At 37.0% G+C, this 19,077-nt stretch carries 18 protein-coding genes; 5 read left to right on the forward strand and 13 right to left on the reverse strand.

The annotated features are described in order from the left end of the window. Window positions 1-309: 309 nt before the first annotated feature. The 7 genes from QW71_RS34100 to QW71_RS34130 form a co-directional block, all read right to left on the reverse strand. Window positions 310-759, reverse strand: a complete 450-nt coding sequence (locus QW71_RS34100) for a hypothetical protein (protein WP_039309942.1) — start codon at window positions 757-759, stop codon at window positions 310-312. Window positions 760-1,163: 404 nt separating this feature from the next. Further along, on the reverse strand, window positions 1,164-1,319 hold the full coding sequence (locus QW71_RS42085) for a hypothetical protein (protein ID WP_200906003.1): 156 nt from the start codon (window positions 1,317-1,319) through the stop codon (window positions 1,164-1,166). 196 nt (window positions 1,320-1,515) lie between these two features. Next, window positions 1,516-1,854: a DUF4406 domain-containing protein gene (locus tag QW71_RS34110; protein WP_039309943.1), complete on the reverse strand. Its 339-nt coding sequence runs from the start codon at window positions 1,852-1,854 to the stop codon at window positions 1,516-1,518. Between the two features lie 12 nt (window positions 1,855-1,866). Next, entirely contained in the window at window positions 1,867-3,936 is a 2,070-nt protein-coding gene (locus QW71_RS34115; RefSeq protein ID WP_152679924.1) for a P-loop NTPase fold protein, read from the reverse strand. Between the two features lie 10 nt (window positions 3,937-3,946). After that, on the reverse strand, window positions 3,947-5,590 hold the full coding sequence (locus QW71_RS34120; protein WP_039309945.1) for a hypothetical protein: 1,644 nt from the start codon (window positions 5,588-5,590) through the stop codon (window positions 3,947-3,949). A gap of 247 nt (window positions 5,591-5,837) precedes the next feature. Then, window positions 5,838-6,641, reverse strand: coding sequence for a hypothetical protein (locus tag QW71_RS34125; RefSeq protein ID WP_152679925.1), 804 nt, complete (start codon window positions 6,639-6,641; stop codon window positions 5,838-5,840). Window positions 6,642-6,655: 14 nt separating this feature from the next. Further along, the gene (locus QW71_RS34130; RefSeq protein WP_039309948.1) at window positions 6,656-7,609 is read right to left on the reverse strand and encodes a hypothetical protein; all 954 of its coding nucleotides are present in this window, start codon (window positions 7,607-7,609) and stop codon (window positions 6,656-6,658) included. A gap of 312 nt (window positions 7,610-7,921) precedes the next feature. On the opposite strand from QW71_RS34130, the gene QW71_RS34135 reads away from it, so the two are divergent. The 4 genes from QW71_RS34135 (at window position 7,922) to QW71_RS34145 (ending at window position 9,944) form a co-directional block, all read left to right on the forward strand. Continuing rightward, on the forward strand, window positions 7,922-8,191 hold the full coding sequence (locus tag QW71_RS34135) for a hypothetical protein (protein WP_039309950.1): 270 nt from the start codon (window positions 7,922-7,924) through the stop codon (window positions 8,189-8,191). A 476-nt stretch (window positions 8,192-8,667) separates the two neighbouring features. Further along, window positions 8,668-8,790 carry a hypothetical protein gene (locus QW71_RS41915; RefSeq protein ID WP_268794646.1) on the forward strand — a complete coding sequence of 41 codons (123 nt, stop codon included), beginning with the start codon at window positions 8,668-8,670 and terminating at the stop codon, window positions 8,788-8,790. Window positions 8,791-9,214: 424 nt separating this feature from the next. After that, window positions 9,215-9,529 carry a hypothetical protein gene (locus QW71_RS34140; protein ID WP_152679926.1) on the forward strand — a complete coding sequence of 105 codons (315 nt, stop codon included), beginning with the start codon at window positions 9,215-9,217 and terminating at the stop codon, window positions 9,527-9,529. Beyond that, entirely contained in the window at window positions 9,510-9,944 is a 435-nt protein-coding gene (locus QW71_RS34145) for a hypothetical protein (RefSeq protein ID WP_039309954.1), read from the forward strand. Before QW71_RS34140 ends, QW71_RS34145 begins: the two co-directional genes overlap by 20 nt. 239 nt (window positions 9,945-10,183) lie before the next feature. On the opposite strand, the gene QW71_RS34150 is transcribed toward QW71_RS34145, so the two are convergent. The 4 genes from QW71_RS34150 to QW71_RS34165 all read right to left on the reverse strand — a co-directional run bounded on the left by QW71_RS34150 (window position 10,184) and on the right by QW71_RS34165 (window position 13,860). Next, on the reverse strand, window positions 10,184-10,597 hold the full coding sequence (locus tag QW71_RS34150) for a hypothetical protein (protein ID WP_039309957.1): 414 nt from the start codon (window positions 10,595-10,597) through the stop codon (window positions 10,184-10,186). After that, window positions 10,598-11,200, reverse strand: a complete 603-nt coding sequence (locus tag QW71_RS34155; RefSeq protein ID WP_039309959.1) for a hypothetical protein — start codon at window positions 11,198-11,200, stop codon at window positions 10,598-10,600. A 462-nt stretch (window positions 11,201-11,662) separates the two neighbouring features. Continuing rightward, window positions 11,663-12,781 carry a DNA/RNA helicase domain-containing protein gene (locus QW71_RS34160; RefSeq protein WP_052770531.1) on the reverse strand — a complete coding sequence of 373 codons (1,119 nt, stop codon included), beginning with the start codon at window positions 12,779-12,781 and terminating at the stop codon, window positions 11,663-11,665. A 95-nt stretch (window positions 12,782-12,876) separates the two neighbouring features. Beyond that, window positions 12,877-13,860, reverse strand: a complete 984-nt coding sequence (locus tag QW71_RS34165; RefSeq protein WP_306766084.1) for a sugar ABC transporter permease — start codon at window positions 13,858-13,860, stop codon at window positions 12,877-12,879. Window positions 13,861-14,448: 588 nt separating this feature from the next. On the opposite strand from QW71_RS34165, the gene QW71_RS34170 reads away from it, so the two are divergent. Next, window positions 14,449-14,916, forward strand: coding sequence for a hypothetical protein (locus tag QW71_RS34170; RefSeq protein WP_152679927.1), 468 nt, complete (start codon window positions 14,449-14,451; stop codon window positions 14,914-14,916). 290 nt (window positions 14,917-15,206) lie between these two features. Here the strand turns inward: QW71_RS34170 and QW71_RS34175 are convergent, their stop codons facing one another. Beyond that, complete coding sequence (locus QW71_RS34175) at window positions 15,207-15,731, reverse strand: ATP-binding protein (RefSeq protein ID WP_052770534.1); 525 nt, start codon at window positions 15,729-15,731, stop codon at window positions 15,207-15,209. Window positions 15,732-16,587: 856 nt separating this feature from the next. Next, complete coding sequence (locus QW71_RS34185; RefSeq protein ID WP_039309969.1) at window positions 16,588-18,879, reverse strand: helix-turn-helix domain-containing protein; 2,292 nt, start codon at window positions 18,877-18,879, stop codon at window positions 16,588-16,590. Window positions 18,880-19,077 lie beyond the last annotated feature (198 nt).

The following is a 19,077-nucleotide window of genomic DNA, read 5'->3' on the forward strand; positions in this document are numbered from 1 at the left end:
ATTTTGGAAATTATATCCATACCATAATATGGGGAATCAACAGGCTTGTACATAAGGAAACTTTCTAAATTCGATAAAACTGACGAATTATCAGTAATTGATGTGACTCATTTTCGCAGGAACTTCGATATGCTTTTGTAGTAATTAATATTAATTTATTATTCTGAATTCGTTATATTAAAAAAAGCTAAGACTCACTCCACGTGTAGACTTAGCTCATGACTATCCGAACTATTGAAGTTTTCCAAAAATTAAAAAACACTCGTTAAGTCCAGATTGACCAAGTGTTTGAAAGCGTATGAAGGCATATTACGATTTTAATTTATTAGAAATAGTTAAAATCAACTCAAATATTTTCAAATCTAGAAGTTCACGAGCAGCATGAATTTCTGATAGTTTCCCAGGAGCTACGTTCTCAATTAACTTATAATCTTTATCAAAATATAATGTTCCCGCTTTGCGAAATAAGTGAAGAAACTCTTCAAGCACTGGACGGAATTCTTCATGTTCTTTTAGAACTTTATTAGGAGGGATAACCACTGAGACCTCTGTGAATCTTTCACTATACTGGCGTTTTGCAACTTCAATTTCTTTGAGCTGGTTTAGTTTCGATGACGCTAAGTCTAAATGACGTTTTTGTTCCAAAAGCTCAATTGTCAAATTGTTAAGAAATCTACTATATTCAGAAGTAGAATTGCTATAATCAACCTCTTTAAATAGCCTTTGAAGTTCATCATCGATATTAAAGATAATATCCACATCCTTCCTGAAATTAAATACAATATACTATGTGATTTCTTTTGGAAGCAACTGGATTTAACACAAGAAATACTTCTTTTGATTATAAGCTTCAAATTAATAAGCTGATGATTAGGTGTTAAGTATACCCATTGAACAGATCCATAATTTGATTTTATAAAGACGATAAGCGGAAAATATCATCGAGACGAAGTAGTAAGAAACATAATGTTATCCAAGGTATTAAATCTTGTCGAAGCTTCAGTATTGAGGAAAGCCCAACTCCCGATACACGGGGATGGGCTTTCCTGTAGGCTAAATTTTAAATGTATTATTCGATACAAAAATGTATGATTCGATACAGCAGTATAACCTAGAATAATATGATTTCATATCATTCTGTATGATTCGATACAACTACTTGCTCAATAGTTAAAGGCAGTTGAAATAAAGTCATCACCTATGGCACTCTTTGAGAAGTAGTTAACCTGTTTCCCATTTAATTGAGCATACTCAATTTCTTTCTTGGTACTGCTGCCAATGTATCCATCCACATCAATAACAAATATTTCATCAGACATATCAATCTTTCTGAAGTGTATTTTGGCAAATAAATCGGCTTGCTCTGAAGTAATGCTAAAACCTTCACTTTGCTCAAACCTGTAGGCTAAATTTTAAATGTATTATTCGATACAAAAATGTATGATTCGATACAGCAGTATAACCTAGAATAATATGATTTCATATCATTCTGTATGATTCGATACAACTACTTGCTCAATAGTTAAAGGCAGTTGAAATAAAGTCATCACCTATGGCACTCTTTGAGAAGTAGTTAACCTGTTTCCCATTTAATTGAGCATACTCAATTTCTTTCTTGGTACTGCTGCCAATGTATCCATCCACATCAATAACAAATATTTCATCAGACATATCAATCTTTCTGAAGTGTATTTTGGCAAATAAATCGGCTTGCTCTGAAGTAATGCTAAAACCTTCACTTTGCTCAAAGAACGCCAGGCTCAGAACAATATGGCCTTGGAGTGTAAGATAGGCGTTGGCGTGTTCAAATTGCTTTTTAAATTTTGTTGAGCCACATAGAGTTATTACTTTCACATCCCCACTCCTTTAGCCGTTTTCATTCATTTCAAATAAAGTATCTATTTGTGAGGCAAGGTCCATGAAAATGTGCTTTCTTAAGCTCATTTCTTTATCGTTAAAGTGCTGAATAATTAGAGTTTTCAGTTCATTAAAAAATGGTTTTTCATCTTTCAATTGGTCCTTTTTGTAATTGGATTCGTACCTATTTTTTAATCCCTTGATTAATAAAGCTAACTCAGGATTAGGTAATGTCAGTAGTTTATTTAAAAATGCACTTGCTTTAATAAGTGAAAAAAAGAATTTTGAAGGAAATGGCTCATCTAATTTTTTAAATAAGGCTTCAATATCGTGAGTAACAAAAAGTTGAAATATTTCGTCTGCCCTCTGCTTTATTAGTTTACGTTCAAGCTGTTTATTGATTAAAATAATTTTCTCTCGGATAGCTACTAATTCATTATCTTCTGGATAATTGACAGACAGTTGTGTATTCAGTCTGTCCTTATCCAAATATCTAGAATTATTAAATGTTTTATCTAACCCTTCAACAAAATCCATGTAAATTACATCCTGATTCAGTGGAAAAAGACCTGCAGCACTAAATTTGCGATACATATAAAATCCATGAATGTAGTGATAAAAAGTTATTTCGCCATTCTTAAACCTCTTGTATGTTTCATCTACCATTCTTCCAAAATCATCATCAGATAATAATTTATAGGAATCTTCATTAAGCAAATAAAAATAATCTGGCTTGTTCTGACTTATAACTTCATTGACCTCATTTCCAAATTCCGAAGCAAATAATTCTTTATTAAAAGTACCCTCGCGTACTATTGTTTCAATTGTTTTATAAAAATCACCGTAAGAAAAATTAAAGTATTTCTCTCTAAAGCGTATAACACCTTTGTACTCATCATCATTTTTGTATAATTTAGATACCACAACTTTAGCCATGAATTCTCCATTGGTCTTAAAATCCTTAAAATGCTTTACGTCAGGATTACCACTTTTTAATTCAAATGCATACGCCAACATAAAATGAAACATCTTAGTCAATATGTTAAGTTTTATGGATGTTTCAATGTCTGAATGCAATATTTCTTGTTCTTTAAAAACCACTTCAAAATCATCCAAAGTATGTTGAAGGATTCTGAAATTATTTGTGTTTGAATTCTTTATGACTTCCTGGATTAGAGAGAGGTTTTGCTTAAGAAAAGCGCCATAATCCTCTTGTTCATACCCTTTCAAGATGTTTTTAATTATTTTTTCTGGAATGGCCTTATAAGTTAAGGTTTTTCCAATTAGTTTTTCCTTTATCATTTTATATTCATTTTTATGGCTATACAGCTTTTTGTTATAGGCTTCAATTAGTTCTTGATTGCTGAGTTTGCTATCTTCATTCTGATTGAAATTACTGTTACTATTTTTCTGAGTGTGTAATTTATTTATTACGTCTTCATAATTCAGTAACAGTGTAGAAGAGATGTTCTTTAACTCTTGATTTAAATTAGAGGCTCGGTTAACAATCTCATCTTCATTTCCAATAATAATGGACTTGATATTATCATGTTCAACCAAATTATTGATGTAACCCATAATAAGATGAACATCCATACTTGCGCGTTCTAAGTCATCGAAGCAAAGTACAATATCTTTTTTTATGTTAAACAACTTATCAATGCTGTTTAAAGCCTTTGCCCCCTCACTCAAAAGGTTTTCTGTCTTTCCACCAATAGCTGAACCAACGTTTAAAATTACTTTGCCTATCTCCGGAAGAATATCACCTTGAAGCCGTTTCTTCGTCTTGGCAGATATCTTAGCAGCATAGATGCCATAAACAATTTTTTGACTGATTTCGTCTGTACTGCTTATACCATATAGCGAAACATAGACTGTTCTTAGAAGCCCACTTTCACCTTGTACGCTTTCAATTGCTGGCCTTAATTCTGTATTCCAGAAATGTGTTTTCCCTGAACCCCACAAACCATTTATCATAATTGCATATGAGGTATTTTTACGATTGATATATTCAAGTACCGAACTTGCTATCTCATCCAGATCGGTGTCTCTCCTTTGAAAAAATTTGTAATTAGGAATGAACGTATTTTTAAAATTTAAATCTTATAAACAAGTTTCCAGTGGAAACATCCGCCAAGTTCTTTGAAGTAATTTCATATTCAATTGTAAAATCACTACTTGCTTCTAAAAGTAAAAAACATGGGAAAGCGATATTCTCTTTCGGATTTAATTCATCAAAATGAAACACTAATTCTGTGTTGTCCTTGCTTTCATGAACTTCGAAATTGAATAAAGCATCAATAAAATAACTAAATTTTTGTGATGCTCTTTTACGCTTTTCATCGTAGGAGTCTAAAATATCTATTCTTGCATAGCTTAAGTCATTAAAGATTAGCGGATATTCCATTACCCTACTGTCTTTCTGATGATGAAGCATGTAATCAAAATAACTGCTATAACCTGTAAACGAATCAATAATGTTATAATCAGGTTCAATCATCTCTTCTGACGTAAGAACTTTTATGTCTTTTGGTATTTTCAAAACGACTTTAATTCTTTCATCATCGCGATTACCTTCATTTTTTAATATTAGAGGAACGACTAAAAAACGCTCAATGAATTCAAAAACATTTAACAAAGATTCCAAATCAAATAAATTATCTCCAAAGTCTAAAAGCTTCTGATATTTTTCTTTTTCCACTTCACTTCCAATTAATTCAACTGAACTTGTAAATGGAGCAGGCATAAATCCTTGTTTTTTCTTCAAATTTCCTAAATTAAAAAAAGAATCCTCTAAGGATACATCTAAATACGTATGTGATAAACGCGTTAGTTCTTCTTTTAATTCTTCGGAATACTCACCTGAAGAGGTTGTAAGGCTGGCTAATTGAAAATTATTCAGAATATCATTTTGCGCTACTGCGGGGGGTGTTTCCTTTTTCTCTTTGATAATATAACTATCTATATCTTCCATTAAGGATAGAATTTCTTCTTTTCTTGTATTAACCTCATCAGAATTTTTAAGTTGAAAACTTATTTTGCTCATTGTCGTAGAAAAAGGAATTCTGTCTTTGAGATAAAATTCAACCAATAGATTATTCCTCACTACTTCACCATTAACATTTGGATAGTTAAAATAAATCCAATTAAGAACCCGTTTCTCAAAATCTGCTTTAGACACTTTCTTTCCTTTGGTGGAGAATACCATAAATTGATAAATAATAGCGCCTGTCATCATATCTAATGTTGTAGCATCAACGGAATGTCCCTTCGAATACAAAAATTTATGCAGCCCTTTGTAGATTTTGGACTCCATCGAGTTCAATTCAAAATTCTCTATTTGAATATTTAATTTATCTAAATAAGGAGCTAAAACGCTCAGTTCACTAATTTCATTTGCCTTTAGCTTTTTTTCATTAATGCGATTTATGAACTTTTTGGTTTCATTTTCACAGTTGCCTATTAGTATTAAATCGAATTGTCTTGCGGTTGGTACATCACTAGTTAGCGATTTTAGCCAAGCCATTATACTCGTTTTCGAAAAATTATTAATTGAAGATTTGACTTGAATTACTTTCTGTTCATTATTTTCGAAGAAAAATGCAAGGTCTACTTTATCATCATTTGAATCAGGCTCCACTTGCACGTACATCCATTCACTATCTGTCAAAGAATTGATAACACTAACGACTCCTTGATAAAGATAACCACGTCCACCTTCTTTTCCTCCCATAAAGTCCCTCCATTTGTAAGTATCCACAACTCTCATAATTATCCATCACTAGTATCATTTTATCAATATGAGAGTCCTTATTTCCAAGTCAATAATGTAAACATGAAAATGATATTCAGTTTTAATCCCTACCTCATGAAATGGGCCTAAAAAAGTGTCTATTCAATCACTTCATCAGAAATGATTGGATAAGACACTATAGTTGATAATACAATTTTAAACCTTTTCAACTCACTTCATATCTATGTTAATATCCACCTGCGAAGCTTTGCTGGTTGATGACATCCCTTAATTCTGCTCTTATCTCTTCTTCTACAAAAAAACTATTTACATATGATTCAAAAAGTTGTTTGTAGTCTTTCTTACTTCGGCATTTTTTGTAGGCTAAAATTTTTTCTTGAAAATTTATTTTAGTATCTGCCTTTCCTGTTTTTAAAATTTGACATAATTCTAATATTGAATACCCATCCATTTCAATTCCATTTTCACTTGCTTGAATGGCAGTAAGCAAAAATAAAATAAAGCATCTCCATTTTTGAATTTCATTTCTAAAAGAATCACTAAAAAAATTAGATATTGCCTTAGTATAGATATCCGAGAACATTCTTTCCAAAAAATTCAATCTCCTGTAAATGTATTCAAGATTTTTACTTTCAATTAAATCATCAATATCTTCTCCTTCTTCGTCTTTGTATTCAAAATCAATATAATAAATACGCTGGTAATCAATTAATAAGTCGGGATTATATTTTGAAATAATATCAATCTTTTCTTTTATAATTTCATTAAATATTATTTTCTCACTTATATTAAACATGCTGAATTTTTCATCAGTATCATCTGGATAACTAGAAACGGCTTCTAAAAACATAAAAATTCTACCTAAATTCGAGGCGTATGCCTCTTGATATATTTTTTCATACTGTTTTTGTAAATCTGTTCTTTCTTTTGCCTTCTCACTATTTCTTTGAAAATAATGGGACATAAATTGTCCTACAACCACCCCTACTAACCCTGTTAATGCAGGTAACAACGCAATCAAATTTTTCAATCCTTTCCTTTTCATTAATTAAATAGTGTATTATCATCTTTCGCTTTTGAATATAAAAATTTATAAATTTTCGATAATCTACTATTTATAATAAAACTAAAACCATTTAATATAGCAAGTCCAAAAAAAAGAATGAATCCTCCTTTCAATAAAAGGCATAACATTAAACTTATAGGAATTGAAAATAAAAAGAGTCCACCACGGGAGAGAAAATCGAATATTGTAGACATTGATATATTAGAAAGGATAAATTTCTGAGTATCCTCGATATCAAATTCATTTTCTCGAATTGAATGGAAAACTTGAAAACTGAAATTATTTCTTCTCACTTTTGGAATGTCTAAATTCAAAACCATACTTATTTCAAAATTCATAATTTTTTTAATTCTCTCATATTGATTGAATAGTATAAAACCACTGAATGGATGACCATTATAGATAGGATAATTATAATCGATTGCTTCTTCATCATCAGAAATAATACTCATAGAATAATTAGGCTGCTGTATTTTATTAAAATATAATTTTGCAAACGACTTTTCTATATTCAAACTTACTGGAAAATCAGTCTTATTGATTATTTTAATATTAATCTTAGTTATACGATAAGGATCAATAAGTAAATCATCCAACTGGACTTCGATTTGATGATTTAATAAGTGGTATTCAATTTTCGGATTAACAAAAACAACATTACGAAATAAATTTTTCATGTCTTTTGTTTGGAATAAGAGTAAGAAGCCAAACCGCATAAAGAAGTACCATTTCTGAAAAATAAGATGCTTCAACGTTTCAGGGAATGGTAATGTACTTAAATCAGATCCTACAATCGCTTTTCCATGGACTGAGTATTTTATTAAGGTAACTGTTTCATTTTTGACATCACGAATAACCAACCATGGAAGATATATAAAAAACAAAAAAAGGGCTATAGAACTATTTTGAAAGCAGTAAAATATCTTTTTCAATTTCTATATCCTCCTGACTTGAAATGCCTGTCAAGTCGACAGTATTACTCATACTTGAAATTAATTTCATCCTTAAAACGATTGTATCTCCAAAAATAAAAAGGTAAAATTACCTAAGTCACATAGATGAGCGGGGAAAAAATTAATAGGTATTGTTCATGATTTTCGTACAGATTTCGTACAGATAAATAGTGACCTACTTTAATCAAATCACTACATTGTATCAAGTACATCAAGCATTAAAAAGACTTTCTGAGCTATTCAAAAACGCTGTTTTCCAGCTTCTTTAATTAATTGAGGGATGTGTGTCATATGGACAAGAACAGAACGTTAGATGAGCTTTTTGGGGCAATGAAGGCATTGTATGAGATGAATTCAAACGAAAGTCCTGTAGTTTATGCCATCGGTAACATTTGGAATGCCGTAAAGGAAATTTGTGAATTTGAGGTCCAAGGCCCACTTAGCGAAAAAATTTTGGAGTATGTTTTAGAGCGACTGGAAAAATCAAACTCAGGGGAAGACAGATTTGAAAATCTGATTGCGTACTTGACCACATCAAAAATTGAAATGAATGAGGATTAATAAAGTAAAAATAATTATTTCAAAAAAACAAATAAATAAAACTGAAGCTATTTTAAGATTCAATGTCTTAACAACAAGGTTATATTTTTCAGTTAACTAATGAAATCCCTTGAAATGCAGCTTTGGAGCAATTTATTTATTCCACAAAGGTCAGCCTAAATAAAGAATGAAAAATAAAATAAAAATAATAATCAGGATTAAAAACAACGACAATAGGCCAACATAAATGCAATACACTATATGCAATAAGCAAACACCAATCCTCAACCTACACGTGCAATATAAAATGAGAAAACATAAATAAGTCATTCAGCTTGTTCCAAGAAACCAAAGAAAGTATTAGACGATGTAAACTTTAAGCCCTTCAAAAAAAGGGCTTGTTTGCATTCGGATAAATTTTCCAGGATTATAAAAGCATAATTGTATGTTCGTTAGTCGAGAATATCAGTACCGCCATGTAGAAAGGAGGTTAATCCATGAATGTCAACACTCTTACCAAGCTTTCTCTGCAGCTCCAAAAAGGCAAGAAGGCGAAGAAAAAAACTAATGCCCCCTTCGTGTTGAAAGGAGGCATCAGCTTCTCATTCCACATTCTGTAATAAAAGCTTTACAGAAAGGCAATCGTCGCTTGATTGCCTTTCTATATTATGATACCTAAAATACATATATATGCCTGTTTTTCAATTGTAAATTATTCCATTTTAAGTTCATCCTGTATTTCCCATGTTTAAATTATCCTGGGATTCCGCTTTGGATTTAGGAATACGCTTTAATTCATCTGATAGTCGGTTAAGTTACAAATGATATAGGTGATAGGTAGCTAGCGTGATATCATGGAGAAAAATGAATGGAGAAATTTATTATGGGAAATCGGTGGGAAGTTGACGAATCAAGAACACATCTAAGTAAAAAGTGCCCTTGCGGTAAGGGAGGCATATCTATTACCACAAACTCTTTATCTGATAATTGTGGCGGACAAAAGAAGAAGACGAAGCACCTGTAATGAGCTGTATGGAATGTCATATGAAATATATAAGCAATAGTTTTGGCTGGTTGCCACGTGAACTTGCACAAAACTACAAAGATATGAATGTTCAATATGACAAGCAAAAAGATAATATTCATCAAGTCTTAAAAGATAGATATCTATTTGCCGTAACTGAAAGCCTACTAAAATTGGGATATAAGGAGCTCTATGAAGTCCTAAATCAAACGCCAGGACTCGGTACTCATAATACTTACCCAACATTTCGCAAGCATATGAATAAATATGGAAGCAAGTCCGCCTTAAGAGGAATTGATAGCATCGATATGTCATATGAAATATATAAGCAATAGTTTTGGCTGGTTGCCACGTGAACTTGCACAAAACTACAAAGATATGAATGTTCAATATGACAAGCAAAAAGATAATATTCATCAAGTCTTAAAAGATAGATATCTATTTGCCGTAACTGAAAGCCTACTAAAATTGGGATATAAGGAGCTCTATGAAGTCCTAAATCAAACGCCAGGACTCGGTACTCATAATACTTACCCAACATTTCGCAAGCATATGAATAAATATGGAAGCAAGTCCGCCTTAAGAGGAATTGATAGCATCGATTATTTGAAATCATTAATTCACCTTATTACTTTTTTTAAAATGGGTTTAGCCCAAGAAGAGGAAGCGTTAATTGAGGAATGGGAACTTACTGGAGAGAAAAAGAGAGAGTATTTGAAATCCCATTCTGTTGCTCCTGCATATTTGTAAACACAATAATGTGGTTGGTTAATTTCACTAAACAATATGAGCTATTCCAATTATTAAGGATTCAATTTGAAAGAAGCCCATTTCCGAATTCACGGAGAATGGGCTTCATCTTTAGCTAAAATCTGAAAATGCAATTCATTACAAAATTGTATGATTCGATACAGTGCACTATCACAGAGATGTATGATTTCATACCAATTTGTATGGTTCAAGACGGTACGGACTTAGATTGTAAATACTTAAACAACATTTAAGTTTCTTGCAAATATTTCAACATCTTCATCCGTTAAATTCTCTTTTAAAGCAAGCTTATTCCATTTATCTAATTTCCCAACATCTCTCTCTGTTTCAATTAAATATTTAACATCTTGATTAAGCAAGCCCTTAATTCTGTATATATTAATAAGTGCTTCTTTTAGAGCAGTTTTATAAGTATAGTTATCACTAAAAGCCTTTACATTTAATTTTTCTCTTTTCATTTTATATTCCTCCAAAAGTTTTTCATAGAATTCATAACGCCTAAACATGTAAGAAACAAAATACTCCATTACTTTATCAATAATTTCAAGTGAGGATGGATTTATTAATCCATCTTCTGAATTAAATTTCAATTCATCATAGATATGCGAAATATCTGTACTGATTTCATTCAATTATTTATCAAGCATTTCACTATCACCATTCTTGCCCCGTTCTTCATCTATCTTCTTTCGGTAAGAAAAAACAATTAACGGGTAGAGCATGAACAACTTTTCTTTAAAAAGTTGCTCTTTATCCCATGCCCATAAACGTTCAATTTTGTATGAGTAATTATGATATTTTGAATCCATTGATGGATAAGAAAAAAAATGAGCATCTGTTACCGAAGGTTCATTCTCAAAATAAATAACTGCTTGATGAGGGAATAAGAAATACACTGTGTGATAGCTCTCAATAAGCTTTCTAGCAAAATAATAACCATACTCGAACATTCTCGTTGCCATTGCTGTATCATCGGCTAGCTGAAATTCAACATGAAAATAATAATCTAAATCCGCTTGACAAACATGAATATACTTATCTGCGTACAATTTGGGCTCGCTTGGTCTTATAATTAATGAAGTATCTAGAAAATCAATCTCAGCATCGATTTCCGTAGATAATTTTGTATCAAATAAGAAATTTAAAACAGGAATCATAAGTTTGCTTTCCTGGATGTTAAATAATAACTTCATAGCTCCATCTAAATCTATTGCTTCTTTTGACAATTTTCTCACCACACAATTTCTCTTACACAAGTAAATGAATCTTGGTTTAATATTAGTATACAAAGCACTGTTTCGCTTTTTTTGAACATGTTCCATCCAACAAAACAGACTAATAAACCTTGTTAAGTCCTTTATTGAATTTCTATGCTAATTGTATTCTATAAATTGAATTTGTCAAAAATAAGAATATTATCGAGACTACGTTATTCAACATTGAAATTCATTCACAAAAAAAGACATGAAGCGTTCACATCCGCCCATGTCTTTTTTGTGTAATTGTATTATTAAACAGTACCTTCACTAACTCCCTTATAGGTCTAATGTAAACTGCAGTGACAACTTGAACAACGCCCACTTATAGAAGTGAGCGTTGTTCAAGTTACACGTTCTTTCTTAATTCATGATAATCCCCCACTTGCTTTGATGAAGTTGGGGATTATTTTCTTGATAAATTTTTTATGTAATCTTCTATTAACTTACGAGTCCCTCAGTACCCTTCACATTCTCACGCCTTAAAATTTTCATGCATTCTTCAAATAAATCTGGATTATTATAGATTACAATGTAAAGTTCATCGCGAGTACGGGTGAGGAGTTGGAATAGCATTTGATTCATTTGATATTTTGCCGGATGCCAATAACTTAGCAAATCTTTACCTTCATAGTAGAAGTATTCATTAATAACTATGGCAACTTTATCAAATTCTTGGCCAATTACATCATGTGCATTTTTATTATAATTACTTTGATAATAATCAAAAGTTAAACGGTCATACTGTGAAGGAGTATAATTCAAAACTTCCCAACCTTCATTGCATTTCAAATACTCTAAAAAGTCTCTCACAGAATTATTATTATCAAAGTACTGCAAGTGAATACTCTTGTATCTAAAATTTGCGTCAGTGTTAATTTTGCTTTTATCAAATAAATTATATATAAATGAGGCAATTTCCTTATTAGTCCGTATCTTTTCACTAAGTTTAAACTGTTCTAATGGAACCGTTAATCCCGCGAAATGATTTGCTTTACTCTCTTTACTTGAAATGAATTGTTTTGGGTCAAATGAAAATACACTTTTAGCTTTGCCATTAGAAATTTTAGAGATTAGATGGTCAATTTGAGATACAAAAATTCTTTGTGCCTCATCAATAACAACGACCCCACCGTTTTCAACAATCTGTAAAGCGAACAAATAGTGTTTAATTTCATAAATATTCCACCCGTAAATAATCCTTAATTTTTCATGTCCTTCTGATAATTTTCCACAATGGATAATACAAACAGGAATATTTTGTTTGATATAATGGTATGCAATATCGTAAGCTAGTAGAGTTTTCCCAGTACCGGCAGCACCTGATATTTGCGCACAATGTATTTGCTGATTATCAAAAGCGTTTATGATTCTTTTTTTAATAACTTCCTGTTGGTCTGTTAGAAAATAGTTCTGTTGCATAAACTCATTCGTTGAATTCAGTGGAGAAACTAGATATTTCTTAGGAGAAAATAAATCATCCAAGTCTGATGCCTTAGTGAAAACTTGTTCGTTAATTACCCGAACCATTTCATGGAAGGAAGTAGCGCTTACTGCCAAAGAGTTCTCATCTAAGTAAAATAGTTCATTAGTTGATACGATATATGAAAAAAGCCTCACATGAGGATTTAATGCTTTTAAATAGTATCGATTTTTTAGAAGCTGCCCCTCATTTCCTCGTCCCGCCCACTTTTGGCGAATTCAGGGGCACTTCTGCCCCTCATTTCCTCGTCCCGCCCACTTTTGGCGAATTCAGGGGCACTTCTGCCCCTCATTTCCTCTTTGGCCAAGCCGTTAACCGTAAGCAGCAGGACCAGATTAATCAGGGAATTGAATAAACCGACTGCGGTGGCGAAGCTGTAATTGGCATTCAGCAGGCCGATCCGGTACACATAAGTAGCGATGATCTCGGAATTGACGATATTCAGCGGATTCTGCAGCAGATAGACCTTTTCGAAACCGATCGCCATCACGTTGCCCACATTCAGGATAAGGATAATCACAATCGTCGGGACGATGCCCGGAAGGTCGATGTGGCGGATTTTCTGGAACCGTGAAGCTCCGTCCACCTTGGCGGCCTCGTACAGCGTAGGGTCAATGCCGGCCAGGGCGGCCAGATAGATGACGGCGCTATAGCCTGCGGTCTGCCAAATATCGGACCAGACATAAATCGAGCGGAACATGCCGGGCTCCCCGAGGAAATTCACCGACTCCAGCCCGAAGAAATTCAGGGCAATATTGGCGAAGCCGAGTCGCGGAGCGAGAAACAGCATAATAATCGATACCATAACCACCGTCGAGATAAAGTAAGGAGCGAAGGAGACCAGCTGGACAAACCGTTTGAACCGTCCGCCGCGGATTTCGTTGATCATCAGTGCCAGCAGGATGGGAATCGGGAACCCCGCCAGCAGCAGGAAGCCGCTCAGCAGAATGGTATTCTTCACCAGCGTCCAGAACATCGGATTCTCGAAAAAAAGTTCAAAGTTCCTGAAGCCTACCCATGGACTGCCCCATATGCCTTTGATGACGTTATAATCCTTGAATGCCAGAACTGCATTCGCCATCGGATAATACTTGAAGATCAGAAAAAACAGCAAAGGTGGAATGACCAGCAGATGGAGCTGCCAGTGCTTCAGCATGCTTTTTCCGGCATTCGAGAGCCAGCTCTGGCCTTTCCTCCGGGGCGCCGGCTTGTTGTTTAAAATCAGATTTTTCTCCAGATTAATCCCCCCTAAAGTTGTGCCAGCGTTTACTGCGTTGGTTTGTGCCCATGATTGTACCTCGTGCAAAAATCGCTGCGGAAGCGTGTGATTGGTTTCCGTGTGGCTTCGTTAGTTCATTTTGCGTAAAACTTGCTGCGGAAGCAGGTACTTGGTTGTGCTAAGTTGCTTCACTTGGATTGCTTCAAGCAGAACTTGCTGCGGAAGCAGGTGTTTAGGTTTGACTGGCTAAACTGTGTGATAGCGCTTTCTCCACGACTCGATCATAAGGTGCTGCGCCGGGTCTTGAACAGGTACATTTCCGTATTTTGCGTACAGTTCACCCGGATTCCGGGGTCCATTGCATACGCTTACATCCCGCATTCCGCTTATACCTTGTCCAAATCAGGGGCACTTCTGCCCCTCATTTCCTCGTCCCGCCCACTTTTGGCGGAATCAGGGGCACTTCTGCCCCTCATTTCCTCGTCTCGCCCACTTTTGGCGGATTCAGGGGCACTTTAAGACCCTGTGATGACCTGTAGGGAATGTCATACAAAATATGTAAGCACCCCTTATGGCTGGTTGCCACGTGAACTTGCACAAAACTACAAAGATATGAATGTTCATTATGAAGAACAAAAAAATCATATTCATCAAGTCTTAATAAACAAATATCTAGCTCCTGTAACTGAAAATCTGCTTAACCTAGGATATAAGGAGCTCTATGAAGTCCTAAATAAAACACCAGGATTCGGTACTCATAACACTTACCCAACATTTCGTAAGCACATGAATAAGTATGGAAGCCAGTCAGCATTTAGAGGAATAGATAGAATTGAGTATTTAAAATCATTGATGCACCTCATTTCCTTTCTTAAATTGGGTTTAACCCAAGAAGAGGAAGCGTTAATTTCAGAATGGGAACTTATTGGAAAGAATAAGAGAGATTATTTGAAATCTCATTCTGTTGCTCCTGCGTCACATAAAACAAAATAAACTGTCGGTTAAATATACTCAAGCGTTAAACCAACTGCTATTAGAGTATAAATACAATTGAAAAGCCCCTCATCAAAATTTCGTAGAGGGGCTTAATCTTGAGTAAAAATGTGATAATGTATGCTTCGATACAAAATTGTATGGTTCGATACAGCAGCTCTTTTAGGTTTTGCATGATTTCATACAATTCTATATGATTCGATATCGTCTTAATAATGGAAAGTCACCTTCAATTCCATTACATACGTTATCACTCTCATACTGTTGCCAGAACTATAATCGCAAAATATTTAATGTGCTAAATCCCACACACAGTCCTCGGAGTGTATTAGATGGTCAATTTGAGATACAAAAATTCTTTGTGCCTCATCAATAACAACGACCCCACCGTTTTCAACAATCTGTAAAGCGAACAAATAGTGTTTAATTTCATAAATATTCCACCCGTAAATAATCCTTAATTTTTCATGTCCTTCTGATAATTTTCCACAATGGATAATACAAACAGGAATATTTTGTTTGATATAATGGTATGCAATATCGTAAGCTAGTAGAGTTTTCCCAGTACCGGCAGCACCTGATATTTGCGCACAATGTATTTGCTGATTATCAAAAGCGTTTATGATTCTTTTTTTAATAACTTCCTGTTGGTCTGTTAGAAAATAGTTCTGTTGCATAAACTCATTCGTTGAATTCAGTGGAGAAACTAGATATTTCTTAGGAGAAAATAAATCATCCAAGTCTGATGCCTTAGTGAAAACTTGTTCGTTAATTACCCGAACCATTTCATGGAAGGAAGTAGCGCTTACTGCCAAAGAGTTCTCATCTAAGTAAAATAGTTCATTAGTTGATACGATATATGAAAAAAGCCTCACATGAGGATTTAATGCTTTTAAATAGTATCGATTTTTTAGAAGCTGCCCCTCATTTCCTCGTCCCGCCCACTTTTGGCGAATTCAGGGGCACTTCTGCCCCTCATTTCCTCGTCCCGCCCACTTCTGGCGGATTCAGGGGCACTTCTGCCCCTCATTTCCTCATCCCGCCCACTTTTGGCGGAATCAGGGGCATTTCTGCCCCTAATTTCCTCGTCCCGCCTACTTTTGGCGGATTCAGGGGCACTTCTGCCCCTCATTTCCTCGGCTCGCCCACTTTCCGGCGCATTTAAAGGGATTTATCCCTCTCATTCTCCCGTCCCGCCCACTTTCCGGCGCATTTAAAGGGATTTATCCCTCGCATTCTGCCTTCCCGCCCACTTTCCGGCACATTTAAGGGGATTTATCCCTCTCATTCTCCCGTCCCGCCCACTTTCCGGCACATTTCAAGGGATTTATCCCTCTCTTTCTCCCATCTCGCCCACTTTCCGGCGCATTTAAGGGGATTTATCCCTCTCATTCTGCCTTCCCGCTCACTTCCGGTGCATTTAAGGGGATTTATCCCTCTCACCCTGCCTTCCCGCTCACTTCCGGCGCATTTAAAGGCAGCTGCTATTTCCGGCTAACTCAACTTGGTACTAATTTATAATGAGAAAATTTGTTTTATCAACATTTATTTGAATGGTGTTCTTTTCCTAATGGTGTTCTTTTCTAAACGTTGTACTTTACCAGACAAGAAAAAACGGCCGCGCGTCCGGACCATGGACAGCTGCAGCCGCTTGAGCATGTGAAATCAATACTATTCGCTATGCGATTGTCTGTAGGTGCTCGGCGAAATGCCCGTCAGCCGCTTGAACGCCCGCCGGAAAGAATGTGAGCTGTTGTAGCCGACTCTGGCCGCGATCTCATCCACCGTGTACCGGCTCTCTCGCAGCAGGACTGCCGCCTCATCCATCCGCACCTTAATCAGGTGATCCGAATAATTGACCCCCGTCACTTCCTTGAACAGCTGCGAGATATATTTCTCGGGCCGCTCCACATGCTCGGCGACGCGGTACAGGGTGAGCTCGGTATCGGCGTACATTTCTGCGGTATACTGGTACATCTGCTTGATGATCTGGGTGTGCGCATCCTTCTTTTTGTTGGTGATGAATCCGCATAGCTCTCCGGTCAGCTCAAGGAATTCCGTCTGGATTCTCTCCAGCGGCGCCGAGGTGTCAATGTCGATAATCTGCCGTTTGACGCTCTCCCCCAGGGGGGACTCCATGAATATTTTTTGATCCAGCAGCTTGAGGAAGGTGCCCTTCATCTCCCCGATCAGCTGATGCTTCATTTCCATCGACAGCTCGCGGGGCCCCAGATTCTGTGCAAAAGTGGCCTCCATAATCCGCTCCGCCTCGGCCAGCTCGCCGGCGCGGATCGTACTGATCAGCCGCTGCTCCGTCTCCAGAGGATAATAGTAGGTCGTATTCTCAATCTGCACCTCCTGATGGCGCATGACTCCTTTACGGTTCGTATATACGGCATATTCCAGCGCCTGTCTGGCCTGCTCGAAGGACTGGCTAACCTCAGTAACCGACGAGAAATACTCCCCGAAGCCGCCCTGCACCGAAATTCGGTATTCCTCAAACACCCGCTGAACCCCCTGATCCATCAGGCGTTCCATCCCATCTTCCTTGCCCGCCGGGCCACCGTCAGCCGGGCTGGAGAAGAACAAAATGACTATTTTGTCAGAGCCCATATCTGTCATCGGGAGCGGACCCGCCAGCTCGGCAAACGTCTGCTTCAGCAGGAGCCGGGCCGCATTCAGCTCATTCAGGATTTCAACACTGTCCATACCGGAATACCCTTTGATCTGCAGAATTCCCGCATACCCGGTTCCTTCACCCAGTCCGATATCCGCCTGCTCGGCTGCCGAGACAATCTCCTCCCTGGATTCGAATTCCCCGGCGATCAGCCGTTTGAGAAAAGCATCCCGGACCAGCGGCAGCTGACGGTTAAGCTCAGTCTCCAGCAGCTTGTTCTTCGTAATCATGTCGGCGATATTCCCGCTCAGGAAGTCGAATTCATTGCGCTCCGGACTGTCCTCCTTGCCGAACTGCTCCTTCATCACGGCCAGCAGACGGTTAATCGGCATACTGTTTCTGTAGGCAAGCACAAGCCCGGCCAGCAGACCGAGGAACAGGGCGCCGGCCGTAATCAGCCAGGTCATATGCTTAATTTTATTGGCATTCTCCATCAGCACACTGCGGGGAATCCCCGCCTGGTACACCCAGCCGTTCGTGCCGGAGCGGGTCGTGATCACGAGATCATCCCTGTAGAACTGGCTTACCTTATCCCCGTCAAAAAAAGGATCAGCAGCCAGCTTATCCACGTAACCATCATTTTGCCCCTGCAGCACTATGGTATTGCCGTCCGCATCGCTGATATGCACCCAGCCGCCATCACGCTCGGTCAGCCCGGACAGCAGACTGGCGATAATCTTCTCGTCAATATTAACCACCACGACAGCCGGCGAAGAATTATTGAAGCTATCCAGCGGCAGCGACTGCATGTAGGTGATTACCGAGGTAGGTGTACCTTTACTCACAAAAGCGCTAAGCGGCTTAATCTCACTCCGGTGCGTACGGTCCAGAATCTCCTTTTTCCACTCCTCCAGCGGGAGATCCTTGTAGTGATAGATCTCGTAATAATGATCCGGGCGGTAGGAGGAGCCGGCAGTGAGCACCAGATCATAATTGGCCAGATAAATATAATAGTCCTGCAAAAAATCATTCGTCTGTCCGAAGGTCAGGACATTGCGCATGGCTCTCCAGATCCCGAACACATTCGTTTCACGGCCTTGTTCATTCATCAGAACATTCAGTTCCTGATTAATGGCCAGCTGCCGGGTAAGCCCTTCAACCTCAGCCATGCGGCGCTCCAGAATCTCCTGGCTTTTCTCCAGCTGGGTCACGCTGTTCTCAATCGAAATGGACTGGGTTACAGAGATTGAGGTGTGGTACGACATATAGCCCCCAATGCTGGGAATAATTAAGATGACCAGATAGGAGATCAGAAATCTGCGGAACACCTTGGAGTACTTGGGCATGGTAAGATTCTCCCCTCTATTGGTAGCGCTATCATAGTATTAGCTTAAAACAATTTGCCGTCCAGTCAAGCTTTTGTCCTGCGCCTCCACGCGGCGGTAATCGGGAATTTAATAAAAAGCAGCGATGCAGGCCGGCATCACTGCTTTTTATTAGTAATTCCGATCTCGCTGCAGACAACTGCCGCACGGCGCGAGATT

This window comes from Paenibacillus sp. IHB B 3415 (assembly GCF_000802655.2).
GTDB classification, from domain to species: Bacteria; Bacillota; Bacilli; order Paenibacillales; family Paenibacillaceae; genus Paenibacillus_AQ; species Paenibacillus_AQ phytohabitans.

Coding starts and splice junctions, on each gene's coding strand:
- QW71_RS34135 (WP_039309950.1), top strand. CDS start 7,922: ATGGACAAGAACAGAACGTTAGATGAGCTTTTTGGGGCAATGAAGGCA.
- QW71_RS42085 (WP_200906003.1), bottom strand. CDS start 1,319: ATGTCTGATGAAATATTTGTTATTGATGTGGATGGATACATTGGCAGC.
- QW71_RS34185 (WP_039309969.1), bottom strand. CDS start 18,879: ATGCCCAAGTACTCCAAGGTGTTCCGCAGATTTCTGATCTCCTATCTG.
- QW71_RS34120 (WP_039309945.1), bottom strand. CDS start 5,590: ATGGGAGGAAAAGAAGGTGGACGTGGTTATCTTTATCAAGGAGTCGTT.
- QW71_RS34145 (WP_039309954.1), top strand. CDS start 9,510: ATGAAATATATAAGCAATAGTTTTGGCTGGTTGCCACGTGAACTTGCA.
- QW71_RS34165 (WP_306766084.1), bottom strand. CDS start 13,860: ATGCTGAAGCACTGGCAGCTCCATCTGCTGGTCATTCCACCTTTGCTG.
- QW71_RS34140 (WP_152679926.1), top strand. CDS start 9,215: ATGAAATATATAAGCAATAGTTTTGGCTGGTTGCCACGTGAACTTGCA.
- QW71_RS41915 (WP_268794646.1), top strand. CDS start 8,668: ATGAATGTCAACACTCTTACCAAGCTTTCTCTGCAGCTCCAAAAAGGC.